18 protein-coding genes are annotated in these 23,469 nt (G+C 72.0%); 7 read left to right on the forward strand and 11 right to left on the reverse strand.

Annotated features, from left to right (window positions below; all coding sequences use genetic code 11):
* Positions 1 to 36: 36 nt before the first annotated feature.
* The 9 genes from ABT170_RS07935 to ABT170_RS07975 form a co-directional block, all read right to left on the reverse strand.
* Positions 37 to 1,083, reverse strand: a complete 1,047-nt coding sequence (locus ABT170_RS07935; RefSeq protein WP_329944068.1) for a glutamate ABC transporter substrate-binding protein — start codon at positions 1,081 to 1,083, stop codon at positions 37 to 39.
* 11 nt (positions 1,084 to 1,094) lie between these two features.
* On the reverse strand, positions 1,095 to 2,501 hold the full coding sequence (locus tag ABT170_RS07940) for a GlnX family signal transduction membrane protein (RefSeq protein ID WP_443034315.1): 1,407 nt from the start codon (positions 2,499 to 2,501) through the stop codon (positions 1,095 to 1,097).
* 333 nt (positions 2,502 to 2,834) lie between these two features.
* Positions 2,835 to 3,809, reverse strand: a complete 975-nt coding sequence (locus ABT170_RS07945; protein ID WP_329944066.1) for an N-acetylglucosamine kinase — start codon at positions 3,807 to 3,809, stop codon at positions 2,835 to 2,837.
* Entirely contained in the window at positions 3,800 to 5,065 is a 1,266-nt protein-coding gene (locus ABT170_RS07950; RefSeq protein WP_329944065.1) for a 6-phospho-beta-glucosidase, read from the reverse strand. Before ABT170_RS07950 ends, ABT170_RS07945 begins: the two co-directional genes overlap by 10 nt.
* A 2-nt stretch (positions 5,066 to 5,067) precedes the next feature.
* Entirely contained in the window at positions 5,068 to 5,964 is an 897-nt protein-coding gene (locus ABT170_RS07955; protein ID WP_266930738.1) for a carbohydrate ABC transporter permease, read from the reverse strand.
* A 3-nt stretch (positions 5,965 to 5,967) separates the two neighbouring features.
* A complete protein-coding gene (locus tag ABT170_RS07960) occupies positions 5,968 to 6,909 on the reverse strand; it encodes a carbohydrate ABC transporter permease (protein ID WP_329944064.1) in 942 nt (313 codons plus the stop codon).
* A 7-nt stretch (positions 6,910 to 6,916) separates the two neighbouring features.
* A complete protein-coding gene (locus ABT170_RS07965; RefSeq protein WP_329944063.1) occupies positions 6,917 to 8,248 on the reverse strand; it encodes an ABC transporter substrate-binding protein in 1,332 nt (443 codons plus the stop codon).
* Positions 8,249 to 8,331: 83 nt separating this feature from the next.
* On the reverse strand, positions 8,332 to 9,537 hold the full coding sequence (locus ABT170_RS07970) for an ROK family transcriptional regulator (protein WP_329944062.1): 1,206 nt from the start codon (positions 9,535 to 9,537) through the stop codon (positions 8,332 to 8,334).
* A gap of 198 nt (positions 9,538 to 9,735) precedes the next feature.
* Complete coding sequence (locus ABT170_RS07975; protein ID WP_329944061.1) at positions 9,736 to 10,800, reverse strand: mechanosensitive ion channel family protein; 1,065 nt, start codon at positions 10,798 to 10,800, stop codon at positions 9,736 to 9,738.
* A 328-nt stretch (positions 10,801 to 11,128) separates the two neighbouring features.
* Here ABT170_RS07975 and ABT170_RS07980 point away from each other — a divergent pair, with 328 nt between their 5' ends.
* Positions 11,129 to 11,665, forward strand: a complete 537-nt coding sequence (locus ABT170_RS07980; protein ID WP_266930731.1) for an HNH endonuclease — start codon at positions 11,129 to 11,131, stop codon at positions 11,663 to 11,665.
* 43 nt (positions 11,666 to 11,708) lie between these two features.
* Here the strand turns inward: ABT170_RS07980 and ABT170_RS07985 are convergent, their stop codons facing one another.
* Positions 11,709 to 14,702 carry a glycoside hydrolase family 84 protein gene (locus tag ABT170_RS07985; protein ID WP_351865239.1) on the reverse strand — a complete coding sequence of 998 codons (2,994 nt, stop codon included), beginning with the start codon at positions 14,700 to 14,702 and terminating at the stop codon, positions 11,709 to 11,711.
* Between the two features lie 296 nt (positions 14,703 to 14,998).
* On the opposite strand from ABT170_RS07985, the gene ABT170_RS07990 reads away from it, so the two are divergent.
* The 6 genes from ABT170_RS07990 to ABT170_RS08015 all read left to right on the forward strand — a co-directional run bounded on the left by ABT170_RS07990 (position 14,999) and on the right by ABT170_RS08015 (position 20,609).
* Positions 14,999 to 15,334 (forward strand): hypothetical protein, encoded by a 336-nt coding sequence (locus tag ABT170_RS07990; RefSeq protein WP_329944060.1) that lies wholly within the window; start codon positions 14,999 to 15,001, stop codon positions 15,332 to 15,334.
* Positions 15,335 to 17,575 (forward strand): 4-alpha-glucanotransferase, encoded by a 2,241-nt coding sequence (gene malQ / locus ABT170_RS07995; RefSeq protein ID WP_351865024.1) that lies wholly within the window; start codon positions 15,335 to 15,337, stop codon positions 17,573 to 17,575.
* Positions 17,576 to 17,595: 20 nt separating this feature from the next.
* Positions 17,596 to 17,826, forward strand: a complete 231-nt coding sequence (locus ABT170_RS08000) for a hypothetical protein (RefSeq protein ID WP_266930723.1) — start codon at positions 17,596 to 17,598, stop codon at positions 17,824 to 17,826.
* Between the two features lie 110 nt (positions 17,827 to 17,936).
* The gene (locus ABT170_RS08005; protein ID WP_351865027.1) at positions 17,937 to 18,845 is read left to right on the forward strand and encodes a LysR substrate-binding domain-containing protein; all 909 of its coding nucleotides are present in this window, start codon (positions 17,937 to 17,939) and stop codon (positions 18,843 to 18,845) included.
* A gap of 63 nt (positions 18,846 to 18,908) precedes the next feature.
* A complete protein-coding gene (gene alc, locus ABT170_RS08010; protein ID WP_351865030.1) occupies positions 18,909 to 20,057 on the forward strand; it encodes an allantoicase in 1,149 nt (382 codons plus the stop codon).
* 90 nt (positions 20,058 to 20,147) lie between these two features.
* Positions 20,148 to 20,609, forward strand: coding sequence for a hypothetical protein (locus ABT170_RS08015; protein WP_351865033.1), 462 nt, complete (start codon positions 20,148 to 20,150; stop codon positions 20,607 to 20,609).
* A gap of 112 nt (positions 20,610 to 20,721) precedes the next feature.
* Here ABT170_RS08015 and pepN read toward each other — a convergent pair whose 3' ends face one another.
* Positions 20,722 to 23,298, reverse strand: coding sequence for an aminopeptidase N (gene pepN / locus ABT170_RS08020; RefSeq protein WP_329944055.1), 2,577 nt, complete (start codon positions 23,296 to 23,298; stop codon positions 20,722 to 20,724).
* Between the last annotated feature and the right edge of the window lie 171 nt (positions 23,299 to 23,469).

The raw sequence follows: 23,469 nt of genomic DNA on the forward strand, positions 1-23,469 counted from the left end.
AGCTCTCCCCGTCGGGCCCATGGGCCCGGAACGGGATCAGTTGCTCCGGTACTTGGGCGCCGGCGGCGCCTTGATCCCGGGCAGCCCGGTCTCCAGCCAGTCGCGGTACGAACGCATCCAGGGGCTGTCGTCGCCGCCCGCGCGGTAGTCGACCAGTACCTGATTGACGCGGGCCACCAGATCGTCCGCGCCCTTCTTCGCCGCCACGCCGTAGTACTCGGTGGTGAACGGCTTGTCGCCCTTGAGGGCCACCGCCGGGTCCTGCGCCGCCTGGCCCGCCGCCAGGGCGTTGTCCGTGACGATCGCGTCGACCTCGCCGAGCTGGAGACGGACCAGACAGTCCAGCTGGTTGGGCACGGTCAGCTGGTCCTTGTCCCGCCCGGTGCCGTCGGCGTCGTCCTTGAACACCGCGCCGAAGGACTGCTTCTCCAGCGCCTCGTACGCGGTGGAGCCCTCGGCGGTGCAGACGCGCTTGCCCTTCAGCGAGGAGTCGTACCCCGTGATCGTCGAGTCCTTCGGGGCCAGGACCTGCTGCCCGGTCTGGAAGTAGGCCGTGGAGAAGGACACCTGCTCCAGCCGCTTGCAGTTGATCGTCATCGTCCGCACGACCACGTCGACCCGTTCCTGCTCCAGGGCCGTGATGCGCTGGTTGGTGGGAATGGCCCGGAAGATCACCGCGTCGCGGTCGCCCAGGATGTCCTGCGCGATGGCCCGCACCAGATCGATGTCGAAGCCTTCGAGCGAGCCGGTCTCCGGATTGCCCGGGTTGCGGTAACCCCACTGGAAGCTGTTCTGGTCGACACCGGCGATCAGCTTGCCGCGCTCGCGGATCTTCTCGATGTTCGGCCCGCTCTCCCTGGACGCGGGCAGGCTCGCCTCCGGCTCGGTGCACGCCTCCGCCCGCGCGGGCACCGCCGCTGTCCGCCCCGTGCCCGCCGGGTCCGTGCCGAACGGTCCCGTACGGCCGTGGGACAGCGGCAGCAGGGTGAGAGAGGCCGTGACGGCACAGGCGACCGCCATGCCCGTCACCCCGCCCCAGCCGCGCAGTCCGCCACGCGCGGCCCAGTCCTTCGCCCCGGTCATCGCTGCCCCTCTCACCGGTATTCCGAGAGCCTGCGGTTGACGCCCACGACGACGGCCGCCGCGCCCAGCACCGCCAGCGCGGCGGCCCCGACCGGCAGCCCGCCCAGCGCGCCGCGCCCGTCCGTCGCCGACCGGGTGAACTCGCCCTGCTCATGGGCGAGCGCCTTCTCCAGCGCCGTGTCCACCTCGTGGAACGACTCGCCCGTGGTGCCCTCCGGGCCGATGATCTGCTTCAGCGCACCGTCGTAGTCGCCGTTGTCGTCGGTCGCACGGGCCTTGCGGTGACGGGCCTGCCACTCGGACACACTGGTGATGGCCTTCGCCACCGGATCTCTCCCCTGGAGGTTGTCGGCGAGCTTCCCGGCCTTCGTCAACTGCGTGCCGAGCGCCTTCATGCCTGTGGTGTAGTCGGTCTCGTACTTGTCCGCGGTGCCGTCCTCGGTCAGTACGGCACCGCGGGCGACCAGGGTGAGGTTCTCATTGGCGCGCGCCTTCAGGGAGCTGATCCGCGCGTTGTTGAGGACATCGAGTGACTCCTGCCCGTGAACCATCGCGGCACGCAGCTCGGTCCGTGCCACCGTGTGCCCCACCGCCATCCACAGCAGCAGCACGGTCGCGGCGGCCGTGGCCGCCAGCAGGCCGTGGTTGAAGACCCGGTTGGTACGGCGGTAGTTGCGCCGCTGGAGCCACACCAGCGCGGCCAGCACCACGACCCCGGCCACCAGGGAGAGATACGGGAACTGCCGGGCGTCGGCGGAGTCACGGCCGAGCCGGCCCGTCTCCGCCACGTAGAGCCGCTCGGCGGCGGGCAGCAGTTCGTCGCTCATCTTCTGGTTCGCGTACCGGAGATAGGCCCCGCCCAGCGGCAGGCCCTGCCGGTTGTTGGCGCGGGCCCGCTCGATCAGACCGGTGTAGACCGGGAGCAGTTCGTTCAGCGTGGCGATCTCGTGCCGGGACCGGGTCGTGGCGTCCGTGCCCGCCGCGGCCTTCACCAGCAGCCGTGAGGCGTCCCTGATGTCCCGCTCGTACTGCTCGTGCACGTTCCTCGGCTCCTGGGCGCCCGCCAGGAAGCCGCTCGCCGCCATCGTGTCCGCGTCGGCGAGCGAGCGGTAGATGGCCGCCGCATCCGCGCTCAGCGGCTGACTGCGGCTGACCACGTCGTCGGCGGCGGAGGCCCGGCCCGAGATCTCCATGGCCGTCACCGCCCCGAACGCCACGACCAGCAGCGCCAGTACGGCTCCGATGATCCGCAGCCGGCCGGGTTCGGTCGTCGCCGCGGCGCGCAGCCGCTCCGTCTGCCCACTCCAGGCACCACGGCGCTGCGCGGGTACGGTCGCGGGCGCGGAAGGCTGAGCGGGCGCGGACGGCGGAGCCGGTGCCCGCTCAGCCCGCGAGCCCCCCATCGGCGGGTGTGTCACTCGACCTCCCCCTCGGTCACTGACGGTGGCCCGGCCCCCCGGCCGGTCGGGGAACTGGTACCCGGCCAGAAGTATGGCCGCAGGGAACGGAGTCCACATGACGAACGCCTGGATCCCGCCTCGGTCCCCGCATTCGATCAGTGCGAGCGCAGTCGATCAAGACGATCACCGTAACAAGCCCCGAACATCCCCGCGAGCGATGCCGGAGCATCCCCGAGCGCACCGGTCTCCCCACCAGGAACACGTCCCTGACCACTGATCGGTTCCCCCGGAGCAGTGGGGGCGTCCCCCGGCGCGAACGCTGGGAGACGCCCCCACGGCGTGCTCAGTGTGTCAGGTGTACTGGGCGCGCAGCCTCCGGTGCACCTCGGGCGCCGCACCCACGTGGTCGAGACCCAGCAGCGCGGCCCCCAGGACCGGCGGCTCGGACACCACCCGGACCACCGCCTTCGGGGCGCGGGCCGCGAGGAGCCGGGCGATCCCGTCGTCCAGCTGGGGGTGGCGTGCGGCCAGCACGCTGCCGCCCAGGACGACCGGTGCCTCCTCGTCCAGCAGACCGAGACGGCCCAGCGCGACCGAGGCCATCGCGACCACCTCCTCCGCCAGCCGGTTCACCACGGAGGCCGCCACCGGGTCACCGGCCGCGCTCGTGGCGAACAGCACCGGGGTGAGCTCATGGCGCCGCTCGTACGGGACCTGCCCCCGGTGCAGCGCCTCGATCAGCGCGTACATCGTGTCGAGCCCGAAGTGGCCGGGCAGCGTACGGACCAGCTCCGTGGGCTCGCCGCGGCCGTCCTCGGCCCGCGCGGCGAACCACATGGCCTCCTCGGCGATCCCCGAGCCGCCGCCCCAGTCACCGGAGATCCGGCCTATCGCGGGGAAGCGGGCGGTGCGCCCGTCCGGCACCATGCCGACACAGTTGATCCCGGCACCGCAGACCACGGCCACGCCGCGGGGCTCGTCCACCCCGGCCCGCAGTATCGCGAAGGTGTCGTTGCGCACCTCCACGGTGCCGCCCCAGCCGCGGGCGAGCAGGGCCTCGGTCAGCTCCGCCTCCTCGACCGGCAGATCGGCGTTGGCCAGGCACGCGGAGACATGCCCGATGTTCCCGACGGTCCCGCCGGCCGCCGCGACCGCCCGGTCCAGGATCCCGGACAGCACGTCGAGCGCGGCGCTCACCCCGACGGCGGGCGGCTGGAAGCCGCCGCCGCGGGCCGTGCCCAGCACGCTCCCGTCCTCGCCGATCAGTGCCACATCGGTCTTGCTGTTTCCCGCGTCGATGGCGACGACCGAGACATTCACGCCCACGCGAGGTGCTCCCGGTTGTGGGCGATCAGCCGGTCGGTGAGGCCCTCGGCGTACTCGTACTGCCCGACCAGCGGGTGCGAGAGCAGCGCCTTGAAGACCCGGTCCCGGCCGCCGCGCAGCGCCGCCTCCAGGGCGAGGTCCTCGTACGCCGTGACGTTGGCGATGAGACCGGCGTACAGCGGGTCCAGCGACGGGACGGCCAGCGGGGTGGCGCCGGTGCCGTCGATCCGGGCCTGCACCTCGATCACCGCGTCGTCCGCGAGGAACGGCAGCGTCCCGTTGTTGTACGTGTTGACGACCTGCACCGCGGATCCGGTGCCGCCGAGCAGCGAGGCCGCCAGGTCCACGGCCGCCTCCGAGTAGAAGGCGCCGCCGCGCTTGCCGAGCAGCGCGGGCTTCTCGTCGAGCGCCGGGTCCCCGTACATCTCCAGGAGTTCCTTCTCCATCGCCGCGACCTCGGCGGCCCGGGACGGCTTGGTGCCGAGCTCCCGGACGACCTCGTCGTGCGAGTAGAAGTACCGCAGGTAGTACGAGGGGACGACGCCGAGGCGGTCCACGATCGCGCGCGGCATCCGCAGGTCGTCCGCGATGGCGTCGCCGTGCTCCGCGAGCAGCTTCGGCAGGACGTTCTCGCCCTCGGGGCCGCCCAGGCGCACCCCGAGCTCCCAGGTCAGGTGGTTGAGCCCGACGTGGTCCAGGTGGACCTCGCCCGGGGTGACGTCGAGCAGCCCGGCGAACTTGCGCTGGAAGCCGATGGCCACGTTGCACAGGCCGACGGCCTTGTGACCGGCCGTCAGGAGTGCCCGGGTGACGATGCCGACCGGGTTGGTGAAGTCGATGATCCAGGCGTTCGGGTTGGAGCGGCGGACCCGCTCGGCGATGTCGAGGACGACCGGCACCGTGCGCAGCGCCTTGGCGAGGCCGCCGGCCCCGGTGGTCTCCTGGCCGACGCAGCCGCACTCCAGCGGCCAGGTCTCGTCCTTGTTGCGCGCGGCCTGTCCGCCGACGCGCAGCTGGAGCAGGACCGCGTCGGCGTCGGCGACGCCCGCGTCCAGGTCGGAGGTCGTGGTGATCCTCCCCGGGTGGCCCTGCTTGGCGAAGATCCGCCGGGCGAGTCCGCCGATCAGTTCCAGCCGGTCGGCCGCCGGGTCGATGAGCACCAGCTCCTCGACCGGCAGGGTGTCGCGCAGCCGTGCGAAGCCGTCGATCAGTTCGGGGGTGTAGGTGGACCCGCCACCAACTACTGCGAGCTTCATGGTCAGCCCTTTACTCCGGTCAGTGTGACGCCTTCGACGAATGCCTTCTGGGCAAAGAAGAAGACGGCGATCACGGGGGCCATGACCAGTACGGTCGCGGCCATGGTCAGATTCCAGTCGGTGTGGTGCGCGCCCTTGAAGGACTCCAGGCCGTAACTGAGCGTCCAGGCGGCCGGGTTCTCCGAGGCGTAGATCTGCGGGCCGAAGTAGTCGTTCCAGGCGGCGAAGAACTGGAAGAGCGCGATCGCCGCGATGCCGGGCTTGGCCATCGGCAGAACGACCCTGATCAGCGTGCGGAATTCGCCGCAGCCGTCGACCTTGGCCGCGTCGAGGTACTCGTTGGGGATGGTCAGGAGGAACTGCCGCAGCAGGAAGATGGAGAACGCGTCGCCGAAGGCCATCGGGATGATCAGCGGCCAGAGCGTGCCGGACAGGTCCAGCTGCTTCGCCCAGAACAGGTACATCGGGATGATGACGACCTGAGGCGGCAGCATCATCATCGAGATGACGAGCATCAGCGACAGCTTGCGGCCGCGGAAGCGGAACTTGGCGAGCGCGTACGCCACGGGGACGGACGACACCACCGTCAGCACGGTGCCGACCCCCGCGTACAGCAGGGTGTTGCGCCACCAGGTCAGGAAGCCCGGGGTGTTGAAGACCCGCTTGTAGTTGTCCCACTCCCAGGTGTTCGGGGTGAGGTCGCGGGTCAGCGCCTGCTGGTCGCTCATCAGCGAGGTCAGCACGACGAAGACGAACGGCAGCACGAAGAAGAGCGCGGCCGCGATGCCCAGCGAGTGCACGGCGATCCAGTGCAGCAGCGCCTTGCGGCGTGCCACCCGCTCGGCGGGCGTCGGCTCGTCGGCCACCGGGGCCGCGGGCTTGTCGAGGAGTTGGGTCATGACTCAGTCACCGGCCTGGAGAAGGTTGTTGCGGCCCCGCATCAGCAGCGCGGTGAAGGTCATGGCCAGGGCGAACAGGACGAGGGCCACGACACAGGCGGAGCCGTAGTCGAAGCGCTGGAAGCCGAGGTTGTAGACGAGCTGCGGAAGCGTCAGTGTCGACTTGTCGGGATAGCCCGGCTCGAAGGACTGGCCGGAGCCGCCGATGATGCCGGAGGCGACCTTCCCCGCGACCAGGGGCTGTGTGTAGTACTGCATGGCCTGGATCACTCCGGTGACCACGGCGAACATCACGATCGGCGAGATGTTCGGCAGTGTCACGAAGCGGAACTTCTGCCAGGGCGAGGCGCCGTCGAGCTCGGCGGCCTCGTACTGCTCGGTCGGCACGTCGAGCAGGGCGGCCATGAAGATGACCATCAGATCGCCGATGCCCCAGACCGCGAGCATGGTGAGCGCCGGCTTGGACCAGGAGGCGTCGTTGAACCACCCGGGCGTCGGCAGCCCCAGGTCCCCGAGGATCGAGTTGACCGGCCCCGTCCCCGGGTTGAGGAGGAAGACGAAGGCCAGCGTCGCGGCGACCGGGGGTGCGAGGTAGGGCAGGTAGAACAGGGTGCGGAAGACTCCCGTACCCGTCTTGATCTTGGTGATCAGCAGGCCGATGCCCAGGCCGAAGACGACCCGGCAGGTGACCATGACGAGCACCAGCCAGAGCGTGTTGCGCAGCGACGGCCAGAACATGGGGTAGTCCTCGAAGACATACGTCCAGTTCGTGAGGCCGTTGAAGACCGGCGCGCCGAAACCGTCGTACTCCATGAAGGAGAAGTAGACGGTCGAGACCATCGGGTACGCGAAGAAGACGGTGAACCCGATCAGCCACGGCGACATGAAGGCTGCTGTCCGAAGGGCCGACCTGCGGCGCTTGGCGCGGAGCGTGTGCGTCGTCATCGTGCTGCTACTTGGCCTTGGCGATGTCGGTGTCGATCTGCGCGGCCGTCTTCTCCAGACCGGCCTTCAGGTCCTTCACCGCGCCCTTCTCGTACTGGAAGCCGAAGTCCTGGATGGTCGACTGGTACGTCGAGCCGTTGATGGCCCCGTCCGGGGTGTTGGACTTGGGGTGCTGGGCGATGTCCAGGAAGGTCTTGAAGCGCGGGTCGAACTTCAGGTCGGGCGACTTCAGCGCCTCGAAGGTGGAGGGCACATTGCGGATGCCGTTGGCGAAGTCGACCACGGCCTTCGTGTCGCTGGTCATGAACTTGACCAGCTCCCAGGCGGCGTTCTGCTTCTTGCTCGCCGGGGCGATGCCCATGATCGTGCCGGACAGGAAGCCCTTGCCGTAGCTGTCGGCCTCGTCGTCGGCGACGGGCATCGGCGCGACACCGATCTCGAACGGCACCTTGGCGTCCTCGGCCATGCCCAGACGCCACTCGCCGTCCAGCTGCATGGCGACCTGACCGGTGTGGAACGGGTGCTTGGAGCCCCACTCGTCACCGAAGGTGCCGCGGTACTTCTCCAGCTTCTCGTAGCCGCCGAGGTCGGTGACCAGCTTCTTCTGGTACGTGAACATCTCCGCGAACGCCGGGTCCTTGGCGATGTTGGACTTGCCGTTCCCGTCGAAGTACTTGTGGTCCCACGAGGACATGTAGTGGTCGGCGACCGTCTCGTACCCGTGGAAGGTCGGCATGAAGCCGAGCTGCTGGTAGCTGTCGCCCTTCTCGACGGTCAGCTTCTTCGCGACGCTCGCCAGCTCCGACATCGTCTTCGGCGGCGCGGTGATGCCGGCCTTCTCGAAGGCGTCCTTGTTGTAGTAGAGCCCGTAGGCGTCGGCGAGCAGCGGCAGCGCGCAGCGCTTGCCCTCGAACTGCGTGTAGTCCAGCAGGACCTTCGGGAAGGTCTTCTCCAGGTCGAGCTTCGACTTCTCGATGAAGGGCTTCAGATCGGCGAAGGCGCCGGACGAGCAGAACTTGCCGACATTGGCCGTGGTGAAGGACGACACCACGTCGGGCCCCTTCGAACCGCCCGCGCGCAGCGACTGGTTGAGCTTGTCGTCATTGATGTTGCCGACGACGTTGACCTTGATGTTCGGGTGGGCCTTCTCGAACCGGTCCACGTTGTCCTGGACCGCCTTGACCTCGGCGGGCGCGCTCCAGCCGTGCCAGAAGTTGATCGTGGTCTTCGCGTTCGGGTCGTCGTTCGCGGCGGACTCGGACTGGCCGGTACACGCGGAGGCGAGAACCGAGATCGCCGCGACGGCGACAGCGGTGGTGGTCAGACGGCTGGTGCGCATGACGGAACTCCCAGGGACAGGGAAAGGGGCAGGGGATGGAAGCGGGGGACAAGCGGTACGAGGGGTGAGGCGGTGTGCGGGACTCAGCGAGAGGTGTCGAACACTTCGTCGCGGGTGTCGGCGAGGGCCCGTTCCAGGGCGCCGCGCAGGACCGGATGCCGGTCGATCTCGCCGAGGACGAGACGGGGCCGGGAAGCCGCGAGCTCGGCGAGCTCGGACTGGATCAGGGACCGCAGGAGTTCACCGCCCGAGGAGACCAGCTCACCGGAGAGCACGATCAGCCCGGGGTCGAGGACGGCGGTGACGGAGGCGAGACCGGTGGCGAGCCGCTGGGCGTACTGGCGCAGCAGCTCCGTCAGCGGCCCGTCCTGCTCGTACGCGGCGACGGCCCGCACGAGCAGGGCCGCGGCGACCTCGGAGTAGGGCTGCTGCGGGGTGTCGATGCCGAGCGACCTCGCGAGCCGGGGCAGCGCCTGGGCGCCCGCCAGCTCCTGGAAGCCGCCGCTGTTGGCCTTGACGACCTGGCGTACGAGCGGAGTGCCCGGCACCGGCAGGAATCCGACCTCACCCGCACCCCCGGTGAAGCCGCGGTGCAGCCGGCCGTTGATGACCAGGGCGGCGCCGAGGCCCTCCTGGTTCCACAGCAGGACGAAGTCCTCGTCGCCGCGGGCCGCGCCGAGCCGCTGCTCGGCCACGGCCACCAGATTCACGTCGTTCTCGTACTCCACCGGCATCGGCAGGAACGCGGCCAGCTCGTCCAGCAGGGTGGTGGAGTGCCAGCCGGGCAGGTGCGAGGCGTAGCGCAGCCGTCCGGTCCCGGGGTCGAAGGCGCCCGGCGTCCCGATGACGACCCGGTGCACATCGGCGCGGGTCAGCCCGGCGTCCTTGACCGCGCCGTCCAGCGCGTCGGCGACCTGCCGCACCACGCCGACGGCGCGCCGGCCGGGGGTGCGCAGCTCGAACTCGCCGACGGTCTCACCGGTCACATCGGCGACCGCGGCGACGATCCGCTGGGTGCTCACATCGAGCCCGGCCACATGGGCGGCCCGCGCGTTCACCGTGTACAGCTGCGCGTTGGGCCCGGGGCGCCCCTCGCTGGTGCCGGTGGCCACGACCAGACCGGCCGCCTCCAGCCGCGCCAGCAGCTGGGAGGCGGTGGGCTTGGACAGTCCGGTCAGCTTCCCGATCCTCGTCCGGGAGAGCGGGCCGTGCTCCAGCAGCAGGTCGAGGGCGGCCCGGTCGTTCATCGCGCGCAGGACGCGTGGCGTACCCGGAGTGGTCCCCGCCATGATCGATGCACCCGCCCTCTGTTAGGAAACTTTCCTATTCGGTGAGAGGACGGTATGGCGCAGGTCACCGCACCGTCAATGGTTCACACCCCCGTGGCAACCAAAGCGTTACCTGAAGGGTGGCCGTACCCTCCCGACGCCGGAGGGGCGCCCCGCGAACAGTCGCGGAGCGCCCCTCACCGTTCACCCGGACGGGTGCTACTTCGTGATGTTCGGCGGTGTGATCGGTGTCGCGGCCAACGACTGCGGCGAGGTGGAGGAGGCGTACGCCGACGGGGCGGCCATCTGGGCCGTCGGGTCCGGGGCCGGAGCGCCGTCCGCCTGGACGGGCAGGGTCCCGACCATCCGGATGCCCGCCTCGTCCAGGGACCGCTTGATCCGCCAGCGCAGCTCGCGCTCCACGCCCAGCGCCTTGCCCGGCATCGTCTTCGCGGTGACCCGGACCGTCATGGAGTCCAGCAGGACGGCGTCCAGGCCCAGCACCTCCACCGGGCCCCACAGCCGCTCCGACCAGGGCTCCTCCTTCGCCATGGTCCCGGCGGCGGCGGTGATCGCCGCGCGCACCTCCTCCAGGTCCTCGGTGGGGCGCACCGTCACATCCACCCCGGCCGTGGACCAGCCCTGGCTGAGGTTGCCGATCCGCTTGACCTCGCCGTTGCGGACGTACCAGATCTCGCCGTTGTCGCCGCGCAGCTTGGTGACCCGCAGACCCACCTCGATGACCTCGCCGGAGGCGACGCCCGCGTCGATGGTGTCCCCGACGCCGTACTGGTCCTCCAGGATCATGAAGACCCCGGAGAGGAAGTCGGTGACGAGATTGCGGGCGCCGAAGCCCAGTGCCACCCCGGCCACACCCGCCGAGGCCAGCAGCGGCGCCAGATTGATCTGGAACGCGCCGAGGATCATCAGGGCGGCCGTGCCCAGGATCAGGAACGAGGTCACCGAGCGCAGCACCGAGCCGATCGCCTCGGAGCGCTGGCGTCTGCGCTCGGCGTTGACCAGCAGGCCGCCCAGCGCGGTGCCCTCCACCGCCTGGGCGCTGCGGTTCATCCGTTCTATGAGGTTGGTCAGAGCACGGCGGATCACATAGCGCAGCACGATCGCGATGGCCGCGATGAGCACGATGCGCAGACCGGTGTTCAGCCAGGTGGACCAGTTCTCCTCGACCCAGCCCGCGGCGTTGCCGGCCTGCTCGGCCGCTTCGTCCAGCGAGCCGCCCGGCCCGGGTGACGGAGCTGCGGCCAAGAGGGCTGACAGGGACACGGTGAGGACCTCCAAGGGGTACGACGGCTGAGAGCCTGATCAACCACACTAACGAAGCAGGTGCGGCGGATCGCTGCCGTGTTCGCGGGAGAGAGACACGTCTCACCCGCGCATACCCGTTCTGTGGCCGATCGCACAGTGCCGCTCCCCACTCCGGTGAAGCCGCTGTTCCGGCGGGCCGGGGCGGTGCGTCCGGGCGGGTGGTGAGGAAAATCCTCCCGGCCCGTTACCCGTACGTGGTGGCGCTCCGACCAGGCCGGAGGAGAGACTGAGACCGGATCGTCCCGGCGCGAGCCACGCGCCGCCGGCGTACAAGGAGGCATCCACCGTGCCGCACGTCCTGGTTCTCAACGCGTCGTACGAGCCGCTCGGCGTCGTACCGCTCCGCCGCGCGCTCGTCCTCGTGCTCGAAAACAAGGCGATCTGCCTGGAGGAGTCCGGCTCCCTCCTGCGCAGCGCGACCCGTGCCGTACCCGCGCCCAGCGTCGTCCGCCTCAAGCGGTTCGTACGGGTCCCCTACCGGGGGCCCGTTCCGCTGACCCGCCGGGCGCTGTTCGCCAGGGACGGCGGACGCTGCATGTACTGCGGCGCCGCCGCGACCAGCGTCGACCATGTCATCCCGCGCAGCCGGGGCGGACAGCACGCCTGGGACAACGTGGTGGCGGCCTGCCGCCGCTGCAACCACGTCAAGGCGGACCGGCATCTGCCCGAGCTCGGCTGGCGGCTGCGCCATGAGCCCGCCCCGCCGACCGGCCTGGCCTGGCGGATCATCGGGACCGGACACCGGGACCCGCGCTGGCTGCCGTATCTGCAACCGTTCGGCGCGGACGACGCGATGGCCCGGATCGACGGCGTTTCCGCCTGAGACCCGGGCCTTCGTCGTGCTGGGCGCGCGGTACGGGCGCGGCTCAGGGGCTGTCCGGAGCGACGGCGTACGCCTCCACCGACCAGAGCGAGTAGCCGTACTCGGTGGCCCGGGTGTCGCCCTGCACCCTGATGAACCGGGTGTCCTTGGCGTCCATCCGGACCGACTCGCGCCCGCCCCTGCCCTCCCGCACGGTGGCCGCCGTACGCCAGCTGCGGCCGTCCGCGGAGACCTGTATGCGGTAGCGGGAGGCGTGCGCGTCCTGCCAGCGCAGCACGACCTGGCCCAGCCGTACGGGCTCCGCCAGCTCGGTCTGCCACCAGGCGCCGTCCTCGACCGGTGAGGACCACCGGGTGGCGGGGTCCCCGTCGGAGGCCGCCGAGGCGGGGAAGTCCGCGGTCTCGTCGCCGGACGAGGACGCCGTGGCCGTACGGGCCAGATCGGGCCCCGCCGTCCGCGGGTAGGCCCGCACCGTCAGGGTGCTCTCCTCGCCGCCGAAGGTGAACGGCACCGCGTACTCGCCGGCCGGGGTGTCCGCCGGGACCGTGATGTCCACGGGGACGTCGGTACGGGAGCCGCGCGGCACCGTCGTCCGCTTCGGGACCCGCACCTCGATGCCCTTGGGGGCCTTGGCGGTGAGCGCGCCGTGCACCTCCTCGGGCCGCTGCCCGGCCAGCCGGGCCGCCACGCGCTGCGGGCCGCCGCCGATCTCCGCGTCCGTCACACCGCGTACGAGTTCGAGCTTGGCCGCCGGTTCGTCACCGAACCACGGGATCAGGTTCCGCACCTTCAGGGCGTCCGGGTCCACGCGCGGGGCCGCGGGCAGGGCCGGGCTCATGAAGGCCGGGGGAGCGTTCCGGGCGGCCCGGGGCACGGTGACGCGCACCGCGTCCGTCCGCAGCCCCTTCGCCGCCGTGTGGGTCCAGCCGGCCGCCGAGAGCCTGCCCAGGGGGCGCCAGCCCTCGCCCGGCACATGGGCCTCCAGGAAGGCGTCGGTGAATCCGCCGCCCGGCTCCGTCATCGTGGTCACGGCCTCGACGGGACGGGCCCGGTTCAGCCGGACGGTGTAGCTGTGCGCGTCCTTGGTGACCGTCCCGGCCGTGCGGTCGGCACCGTTCCAGCCGTCGGCGGCCTTGCGGGCCCGGTCCAGGAAGGGGTCCAGCACCCCCTTGCCGACCGTCGCGCCGCTCGCCGCGATCCTCTCGCGCAGGGGCTCCAGGGCCAGCTGTGCCCGCCAGGCGCCCGCCCCGTCCCCGCGCGCCTGCGCCTGGAGCAGATCGACGGCCAGCTCGCCCGCCTCGCCGTACCGGGCCAGCTGCTCGGTCCACGGCCGCACTTCCGCGTCCAGCCGTCCGTCCGCCGGGGCCTTCAGCCGCTCGGGGGCCTCCCGCATCACGGAGAAGGCCGCCCGCAGCTCGCGCGCCGCGCCGTCGCGCGCCGTCACGTCCGCCGCACGGGACTTCCAGAACGCGGCGAGCAGCGGCTGGAGATAGGCGGACTCGTCGCCGCCGAGCACGGAGGCCGCGCTGTTGCCCGCGAGGGCCCGCAGCGCGTCCCGGGTCCGGGCGTCCCCGCCCGCCAGGTCGTCGATCGCCGCGTGCCAGGACTCCTGCGGCCGGTACCCCTTCGGGTTCCAGGCGAAGTCGGCGGCGGTGAACAGCGGGATGCGGGAGGCGGACGCCTGCTCCATCGCGTTGGCGAGCAGCGCGGCCGAACCGCTCGCCACCGCCGGCTCCCGGCCGGTGTACGGGCCCAGGAAGATCCGGTCCTGCGCGTAGTCGTTGACCGGGTAGTTGTCCATGGTGACCAGCGGGTGCCGGAACGCGGCACGGGCCCCGGCCAGTTCCCGCCCGGTGATGGTCCTCGGCACGACCCCGACACCGGTCCACGCCACCTGTACCCGGTCGTCCAGCTCGGCGGCGAGCGCCGTGCGGTAGTCGGTGGCGCCGTCCTGGTAGAACTCCGTCGGCAGCACCGACAGCGGAGCCGAGCCCGGGTGACGGTCCGCCAGGTGCTGGGTCAGCGCGCCGGCCACCCGGGCCTGTGCCCTGGCCGCCGCCCGGGGGCCGCTGCCGAAGGTCTCCGCGTCCTGGTCGCAGTGCCACTCGCTGTAGCTGACGTCCTGGAACTGCAGCTGGAAGACCCGTACGCCCAGCGCCCACATGGCGTCGGCCTTGCGGGTCAGTGCCCTGATGTCGCTGTCCGACGACATGCACATCGCCTGGCCGGGGGAGACCGCCCAGCCGAGCGTCACATGCTCGGCGCGGGCCTTCTGGGCCAGTGCCCGGAAGTCGGCGCGCCCCTCGGCCGGGTACGGGTCGCGCCAGCGGGCCAGCCGGTAGGGGTCGTCGCCCGCCGCGTACAGGTAGCGGTTCTGCTTCGTCCGCCCCATGAACCCGATCTGCGCGAGCCGCTCCTCACGGGTCCACGGCTGCCCGTAGAAGCCCTCGGCCATGCCGCGTACGGCGGTGCCCGGCCAGTCGCGCACCACGGCCCCGGCCACCGCCCCGTCGCGCACCAGCTGACGCAGCGTCTGGACACCGTGGAAGAGGCCGTCCTCGCCGATGCCGTCCAGCGCGACGGTGGAGCGCCCGGCGACCTGGCCGACGGCGATCCGGTAGCCGCCCGGGGGCAGGTCGGCGCGCTCCGGCGCGCGCAGGGTCCGCAGCGCGTCCAGGGCGCCCGCGCCGCCGATCCGGAAGACCGGGCCACGGCCGGGCAGGGCCTCGTGCAGGGTCCGTACCCCCGCCCCGCGCAGCACGCCGCGCAGCGCGTCCACGGCGTACGGATCGGCGTCCGCGCCGACGACGAGGGTGGCCTCGGTGCCGAGCGGCACGGCCTGCCCGGCGGGCTTGATGCTCTGGGGCCGGGGCCAGACGGACGGCAGCCGCGCGCTGTCGGCGCGGTCGGGCGAGGTGGCTGCCTGCTGACCGGGTACGACGGGGGCGGCCGTCGCGGCCGGAGCGACGGCACCGAGGAGTCCGCCGATCACGGCGACGGCGACAGCCGTCGCGTGCCTTCTGCGCCCGAACTGCACGTCGCTCTCCCCTCGTCCCACCGGTGGGCTCCGAGCCCACCACCCGGGACCGAGGGTGTCAATGTGCGTGGCTGTTCTGTCGGATATGCCCGGAGTGTTGACGGGTGCGGTTCCTGATGACCTGTAGGCATGGCTCCGACTGGCGGAAAACGCCGCATAGTCGCCGTACGGGGGAACGGAATGTGACCTACGGCACGTTGGGCTCGTTGTCATAACGCCTACGTCTCGTCCACGTCTGCTCCCGCCGGGGCTGGGTAGGCCTGCTGTGTCCTGTTCTCCATGGCCAGGAGGCCACCATGCCCGCCGCCGCGCAGCTTCTGCTCTCCGCCCTCTCCAAACAGGTCCCCGGAAACATCCCCGGACAGGTGGCCGGCCCGCCCGGCTCCGCTCCGCTCACCAGTGAACCGCCCCTGGCGGAGGTGGCTCCGCTGATCAGCGGGCCGCCGCTCGCCGACGTCCCCCGGCCGACCGGCGAATCCTCGTTCGCCGACGCCGCACCCCTGACCAGCGAGCCCCCGCTCGCCGACGCCACCCCGCTCACGAGCGAGCCACCGCTCGCCGCCGTCGCCCCTCTGACCAGCGAGCCGACCGCACCCGGCACCGCAGGGGGCATGGAGTTCCCTGGAGTCTGAATGGGCTTGTCCCGGCTCGCCGCACTGCACGGCGTCGCCACCTCCTGCTCCCCGTCCCCGGATGCCGCGGTGTCCGTCCCCGACGGCACGGTCACGGCCGTGCTCGCCGCGCTGGGCGTGGACGCCGGCACCCCCGAGGACGTACGCGAATCGCTGACGGCGGCCGAATCGGCGGCGGCTTCCCGTCTGCTCCCGGCGACGGTGGTGATCTGGTCCGGCGAACCGCTGCCGCCCGCCCTGACCACGCTGCCGCCCGGCACGACGCTGACCGTCGACCCGGAGCCCGAGCCCGGCCGGGCCGGCGCCCCCGCGCCGCGGCCCCTGCTGATGCGGGTGTCATGGCGGGCGGACCGGGCCGCGGACCGCCCGCCCGGTCCACCCGCCGCCGACCGGGCGGAAGCCCCACCCGCCCCGGACCGCCCGCCCGGTCCGCCCCCCATGGACGGGGCCGAGGGGCCGCCCGCACCCTCCTGGTGGACCGACCCGCCGCTCGGCGTCCACCGCCTCACCGTCCACACGGCCGGCCTGGCCCAGGCCACCGCCACGCTCGTCGTCGCCCCGCCCCGCGCCCCGCAGCCGCCCGCCCGCACCCACGGCTTCCTCGTCCAGCTCTACTCCCTGCTCTCCGCGCGTTCCTGGGGCATGGGCGACCTCGGCGACCTCGCCGACCTCGCCGCCTGGTCCGGGCGGACCCTCGGCACCGGCTTCGTCCAGGTCAACCCGCTCCACGCGGCCGTACCGGGCAGACCCTCCGACCCGTCCCCCTACCGCCCCTCGTCGCGCCGCTTCCCCGACCCCGTCCACCTGCGCGTCGAGTCGATCCCCGAGTACGGGCTCGTCCAGGACCGGACCACCCTGGACGACCTCCGCCAGGACGCCGCGTCCCTGCGCGAGGCCGTGCTGAACAAGGGCGAGCCGATCGACCGGGACGCCGTCCGCGAGCTCAAGCGGCAGGCCCTGGAACTCATCCACGAGGTGCCGCTGACCCCCGGACGGCGGGCGGCCTACTGCGACTTCCTGGCCGAGCACGGACAGGCCCTGGAGGACCACGCCCTGTGGTGCGCCCTCGCCGAGGTGCACGGCCCCGACTGGCACACCTGGCCCGCCGCGCTGCGCGACCCCCGCTCGCGGGAGACCGCCCACGCCCGCACCGGGCTGCTGGACCGGGTCGACTTCCACTGCCGGCTCGTCTGGCTGACCGTCACTCAGCTCGCCGACGCCCAGCGCGCCGCCGAGGACGCCGGGATGGGCATCGGGATCGTCCACGACCTGGCCGTCGGAGTGCACCCCCGGGGCGCCGACGCCTGGGCCCAGCAGGACGTCCTCGCCCGCGGGATGTCCATCGGCGCGCCCCCCGACGCCTTCAACGCGCACGGTCAGGACTGGGGGCTGCCCCCGTGGCGCCCCGACGTCCTCGCCGCCACCGGATACGCCGCCTACCGCGGCCTGCTGCGCGGGCTGCTCCGCCACGCGGGCGCCCTGCGCATCGACCATGTGATGGGCCTCTTCCGGCTCTGGTGGGTCCCCGAGGGCCGCCCGCCCACCGAGGGCACCTATGTCGCCCAGGACGCCGAGGCGATGCTCGCCGTCCTCGTCCTGGAGGCGCACCGGGCCGGGACCGTTGTCGTGGGGGAGGACCTGGGCACCGTCGAACCCGGCGTGCGCGAGGCACTCGCCCGGCGGGGCGTGCTCGGTACCTCCGTGCTCTGGTTCGAGCGCGACTGGAACGGCACGGGCCGGCCGCTCCCGCCGGAGAGATGGCGCCGGGACTGCCTGGCCACGGCCACCACCCACGACCTGCCGTCCACCGCCGCCCGGCTGACCGGTGACCATGTGAGGCTGCGCCACCGGCTCGGCCTGCTCACCCGCCCCCTGGAGCAGGAGCTGACCGAGGACGCCACCGGCACCGCCGAGTGGCTGGCCCACCTCGCCCGGCTCCGGCTGCTCCCCGAGGGTGAGGGGCGGGAGGAGGCCGCGGTCCGGGCCGTCCACCGCTTCCTGCTGAGCACCCCCGCGCGCATGGTCGGCGTCTGGCTGCCCGACACGGTCGGCGACCGCCGCCCGCAGAATCTCCCCGGCACCTGGGACCAGTACCCCAACTGGCGGCTGCCCGTGGCCGATGCCGAAGGGCATCCCGTCACCCTGGAGGAACTGGCCCACTCGCCCCGACTGCACGGCCTGATGGACGTTCTGAGGCCCCGAAAGGGTCATACGGCACCCCCGGGCGCGCGTCGCTCCTAGGCGTTCGCTACGTTTGCACCGTGGACAAGAAGAACGCTATGCGCGCCGGCGCCGTCGCGGCCGGTACGACGCTGATGATGCTGCTCATGTCGTCCCCGGCGCTCGCGCTCACCCGCGATGACGGCGACGACCCGGGCCCCGGCCTGAGCGCGATGGAGACCATCGGCCTCTATGTCGTGGCGCCCATCGCCCTGTTCGTGGTGATCACGGGCCTGGTCATGGTGCTGGACAGGTCCAAGAAGCAGGCCTGAGCACTGCCGTAGTCCCTGACGGGTGCGCCGCCGGTACGAGCTACCGTGCGGCGCGTCCGTGTGTCCGGGCGCCGGAGCCGGCGGGCATACCCGCCCGGTAGGTTGCGCTCATGACCGAGTGGGACGTCAAGAAGCTCCGGATCCTGCGCACCCTGCGCGACCGGGGCACGGTGACCGCGACGGCCGGGGCACTGCTGATGACCCCGTCCGCGGTGTCCCAGCAGCTCACCAATCTGGCCGGACAGCTCGGCGTGCCGCTCCTGGAGGCCCAGGGGCGCCGGGTCCGCCTCACCGACGCCGCCCACCTCGTACTCCGCCACGCCGAGGCGGTCTTCGCCGAACTGGAGCGCGCCGACGCCGCACTGGCCGGCTATCTGCGCGGTGAGGCGGGCGAGGTCAGGGTCGGCGCGTTCTCCACCGCCGTGCCCGCCCTCGTCGTACCGGCCGTCCGGCTCCTGCGCGCCGAGGAGCGCCCGGCGCCGGACGTACGGGTCCGGGAGGCCGAGGCGGCGCAGGCGTACGAGCTGCTCACCTCCGGCGATGTGGACCTGGCCCTCTCCCTCGCCGCGCACGCCCCGACGGAGCGCGATCCCCGGTTCACCCTGCTGCCCCTGCTGGCCGACCCCCTGGACGTGGCCCTCCCGGCGGACCACCGGCTGGCCCGCGCCCCCGCCCTCCGGCTGGCGGACCTGGCCAGTGAGCCGTGGATCTTCGGCGGCTCGGGCCCCTGGTCGCAGATCACGACGGCGGCGTGCGAGGCCGCCGGGTTCGTGCCCGAGCAGGCGCACAGCGCCGCGGGCTGGACGGCGATCCTCTCCCTGGTCGAGGCGGGCATGGGCATCGCCCTGATTCCGCGGATGGCCTCGCGGGAGCGCCGGGAGGGCGTGGTGCTGCGGGTCCTGGAGGCGGACCGGCCCCGGCGGCATGTGGTGGCCGCGGTCCGGCAGGGGGCGGAAGGGGGACCGGCCGTGGCGCGGGTGCTGGAGGCCCTCGTCAGGGCCGCCCGATCGTTCGGCTGAGCTGAACATGATGTGCGAAAACTTTCGATGGACCTGATGGATTCGGCGTAGGACAGTCGGCCCATGACCTTCGACGCGAGCGGGACCACATTCCAGGACACCGACCCCCATGCCCGTGACGCGGCCCCCTACGGCGGCGGCGACCCGTACGCCGACTACCGCACCGCCGACGGCCTCCCCTTCACCGACCTCGTCGACCTCGCCGACCGCCGCCTCGGCGCGGGCGTGATCGCCGCCAACGACGAGTTCTTCGCCGAGCGCGAGAACCTCCTGGTCCGCGAGCCGGCCGTCTTCGACCCCGAGCGGTTCGGGCACAAGGGCAAGATCATGGACGGCTGGGAGACCCGCCGCCGACGCGGTGCCGACGCGGCCCACCCCTTCCCCGCCCCCGGGGAGCACGACTGGGCCATCGTCCGGCTCGGCGCCCCCGGCGTCATCCGGGGCATCGTCGTGGACACCGCCCACTTCCGCGGCAACTACCCCCAGCGCGTATCGGTCCAGGCCACCTCGGCCGAGGGCGCGCCCGGCCCCGCCGAACTGCTGGCCGACGACGTGAAGTGGGACGAGATCCTCCCGCCGGCCCCCGTACGCGGCCACGCCGCCAACGCCTTCGAGATCACCGGAGGCCGCCGCTACACCCACGTCCGCCTCTGCCAGCACCCCGACGGCGGCATCGCCCGCCTCCGTGTGCACGGCGAGGTGATCCCCGACCCGGCCTGGCTCGCCGCACTCGGCACCGTCGACCTGATCTCGGTCCTGAACGGCGGTACGTACGAGGACGCCTCCGACCGCTTCTACTCCTCGCCCACCCAGATCATCCTGCCCGGCACCTCCCGCAAGATGGACGACGGCTGGGAGAACCGCCGTCGCCGGGTCCGCGACACGAACGACTGGGTCCGCTTCCGGCTGCCCGCCCAGGGCGCGGTCCGCGCGGTCGAGATCGACACCGCCTGCCTCAAGGGCAACGCGGCCGGCTGGATCGCCCTTCGGGGCCGCGACGGGGAGACGGGCGAATGGTTCGAGATCATCCCCCGCACCGCGCTCCAGCCGGACACCCTCCACCGCTTCGTGCCGCGCGTCCGGGCCGTGGTCACCCATGTCCGCCTCGACACCTTCCCCGACGGCGGAGTGGCCCGGATGCGTCTGCACGGCACGTTCACGGAGACGGGAACGGCCGAACTGGTCCGCCGCCACGAGGAGTCGGGTGCCTGAGGGCCTACGGGGAGCCGGGCGTCCGAGGGCCTTCGGAGGACGGGCTAGTCTGCCGTCGGTCCCGTTACCTCGCTCCCCTGGGGATGGCAGATGGCAGAGCTCGTCCTGTGCACCGGACTGGATCCGGACGATCCGGAATCCGTGACGCTCGTGGTGACCGCGGCGGAGGGGAGGACCCCGGGCGAGGACGCCGTCGCCAGGCTCGGGGCGTACGGATACGAGGGCGACGGCTGCCTCTACTTCGTGCGGACGGACGGCTGGGCCGAGCGCCGGCTGGACGGTGAGCTGCTGACCGTGGACATCGTCGCGTACCCCGCCGTACTGAAGGGGCTGGAGGCCGAAGCGGACCGGTTCCCCGAACGGTCGGCGGCCGATCCGGAGGCGCTGCGGCTGCTGCGGGTGAGCGCCCGGGTCAGCCCCGGCACCTACGCGCGGGCCGCGGACATCACCGCCGTACTGACGGCACCCGCCGGGACGCCGGCCGAGGAGGTCGTGGCGGAGGCCCGGTCGGGCGGGAGCCGGCCGCTCATCCTGGCACCGCGGCCCGAGTAGCCCGGAAGCGGCCCGGATCACGGGGAGGACGGCCCGAGCGTCACGGGCGGCCCGAAACCGGAGGGGCGCCCCCCCAGGGGAGGCGCCCCTCACATGTGCGGCGGTGCGGCGATTACGCGGTCGCCGCCTCCGCGTCCGCGGCCTGGGCCTTCAGCGCGCGCTCCACGCCCGACCGGGACTCCGACATCAGCCGGCGCAGGGCCGCGCTCGGCTCCGCCGAGGCCAGCCAGGCATCGGTGGCGTCCAGGGTGGCCTGCGAGACCTGGAGGGCCGGGTAGAGGCCCACCGCGATCTGCTGGGCCATCTCGTGGCTGCGCGAGTCCCAGACGTCCTTCACCGAGGCGAAGAACTTCTCCGTGTACGGCGCCAGCAGCTCGCGCTGGTCGGTCTGGACGAAGCCGCCGATCACCGCCTCCTGGAGGGAGTTCGGGAGCCGGTCGGACTCGACGACCGAGGCCCACGCCGCGGCCTTCGCCTCCGCCGAGGGCTGCGCGGCACGGGCGGTCGCCGCGTGGCGCTCGCCCGCCGCCGTCCGGTCACGCTCGTACTCGGCGGCGATCTCCTCCTCGTCCAGCAGACCGGTCGCGGCCAGCCGCTGCACGAACGCCCAGCGCAGCTCGGTGTCGATCGCCAGCCCCTCGATGGTCTCCGAGCCGTTCAGCAGGGCCTGGAGCAGGTCCAGCTGCTGCGGGTTGCGGGCGGTCGCCGCGAAGGCGCGGGCCCACGCCAGCTGGTGGTCGCTGCCCGGCCGCGCGGCCCGCAGGTGGGCCAGCGTGGCGTCCGTCCACTGGATCAGGACGGCCTCACGGGACTCCGGAGCCGCGTACAGGTCCAGAGCCATCTTCACCTGCCGGTGCAGCGACTGGACGACGCCGATGTCCGACTCCTTGCCGATGCCGGACAGGACGAGGGAGAGGTAGTCCCGCGTCGCCAGCTCGCCGTCCCGGGTCATGTCCCAGGCGGAGGCCCAGCACAGGGCGCGCGGCAGCGACTCGGTGAAGTCGCCCAGGTGCTCGGTGACGACCCGCAGCGACTCCTCGTCGAGCCGGACCTTCGCGTACGAGAGGTCGTCGTCGTTGAGCAGGATGACGGCCGGGCGGGCCGTGTCCGGCGGGAACGGCACGGCTGTGCGCTCGCCGTCGACGTCCAGCTCGATCCGCTCCGTCCGGACCAGCCGGCCGTCCGCGTCGAGGTCGTAGCAGCCGATCGCGATGCGGTGCGGGCGCAGCGTCGGCTCGCCCTTCGCGCCGGCGGGCAGGGCGGGAGCCTCCTGGAGGACCGCGAAGGACGTGACGTGACCGTTCTCGTCCGTCTCGATCTCCGGGCGCAGGATGTTGATCCCCGCCGTCTCCAGCCAGGCCTTCGACCAGGTCTTCAGATCACGGCCGGAGGTCTCCTCCAGCGCGCCCAGCAGGTCCGACAGGCGCGTGTTGCCGAAGGCGTGCGCCTTGAAGTAGGCCTGCACGCCCTTGAAGAACTCGTCCATGCCGACGTACGCCACGAGCTGCTTCAGGACCGAGGCGCCCTTCGCGTACGTGATCCCGTCGAAGTTGACGAGGACGTCGTCGAGGTCGTTGATCTCCGCCATGATCGGGTGCGTGGAGGGCAGCTGGTCCTGCCGGTACGCCCAGGTCTTCATGGAGTTGGCGAACGTGGTCCAGGAGTGCGGCCACTTCGAGCCCTCGGCGTACGCCTGGCAGGCGATCGAGGTGTACGTGGCGAACGACTCGTTCAGCCACAGGTCGTTCCACCACTCCATGGTGACGAGGTCGCCGAACCACATGTGGGCCAGCTCGTGCAGGATGGTCTCGGCCCGCACCTCGTACGCGGCGTCCGTCACCTTCGAGCGGAAGACGTACTGGTCGCGGATCGTGACCGCGCCCGCGTTCTCCATCGCGCCCGCGTTGAACTCCGGGACGAAGAGCTGGTCGTACTTGGCGAAGGGGTAGGCGTAGTCGAACTTCTCCTGGAACCAGTCGAAGCCCTGCCGCGTGACGGCGAAGATCTCGTCCGCGTCGAGGTACTCGGCGAGCGAGGGACGGCAGTAGATGCCGAGCGGGACGGACTGGCCGTCCTTCTCGTAGCTGCTGTGCACCGAGTGGTACGGGCCGGCGATCAGGGCCGTGATGTACGTCGAGATGCGCGGCGTCGGGTCGAAGGACCAGACGTTGTCCTTCGGCTCGGGCGTCGCCGAGTTCGAGATGACGGTCCAGCCCTCCGGTGCCTTCACGGTGAACCGGAAGGTCGCCTTCAGGTCGGGCTGCTCGAAGCTCGCGAAGACGCGGCGCGCGTCGGGCACCTCGAACTGCGTGTACAGGTACGCCTGCTCGTCGACCGGGTCGACGAAGCGGTGCAGACCCTCACCGGTGTTGGTGTACGCGCAGTCCGCGACGACCTTCAGCTCGTTGGCGCCCGCCAGCAGGTGCGGCAGCGCGATCCGTGAGTCACGGAAGACTGCGGCGACGTCGAGCGACTTCCCGTTCAGCTCGACGTCGTGCACCGCCGGGGCGACCAGGTCGATGAAGGACTCGGCACCGGATTCGGCGGAGTCGAAGCGCACGGTGGTGACGGACCTGTAGGTGCCGCCCTCCTGCGCTCCGGAGAGGTCGAGATCGATCTCGTACGCGTCCACGGTCAGCAGGCGCGCCCGCTCCTGTGCCTCTTCGCGGGTCAGATTCGTGCCAGGCACGCGGTCATCTCCTTGGTATGCGACGTTTCCGGCCATCCTTCCACGCGGTACGCATCCCGCGCGATGTCCGTTTTTCCGCCGGAGACGGACGGCTGCCCGCACCGCCCCCGAACCATGCGAGGCTCCGCATGCCGATGCGCCTGAGCACGCCGATGGCCCTGAGCACGCCGA

Origin of the sequence: Streptomyces sp. NPDC001787, from assembly GCF_040297465.1 — a bacterium.
GTDB lineage: Bacteria > Actinomycetota > Actinomycetes > Streptomycetales > Streptomycetaceae > Streptomyces.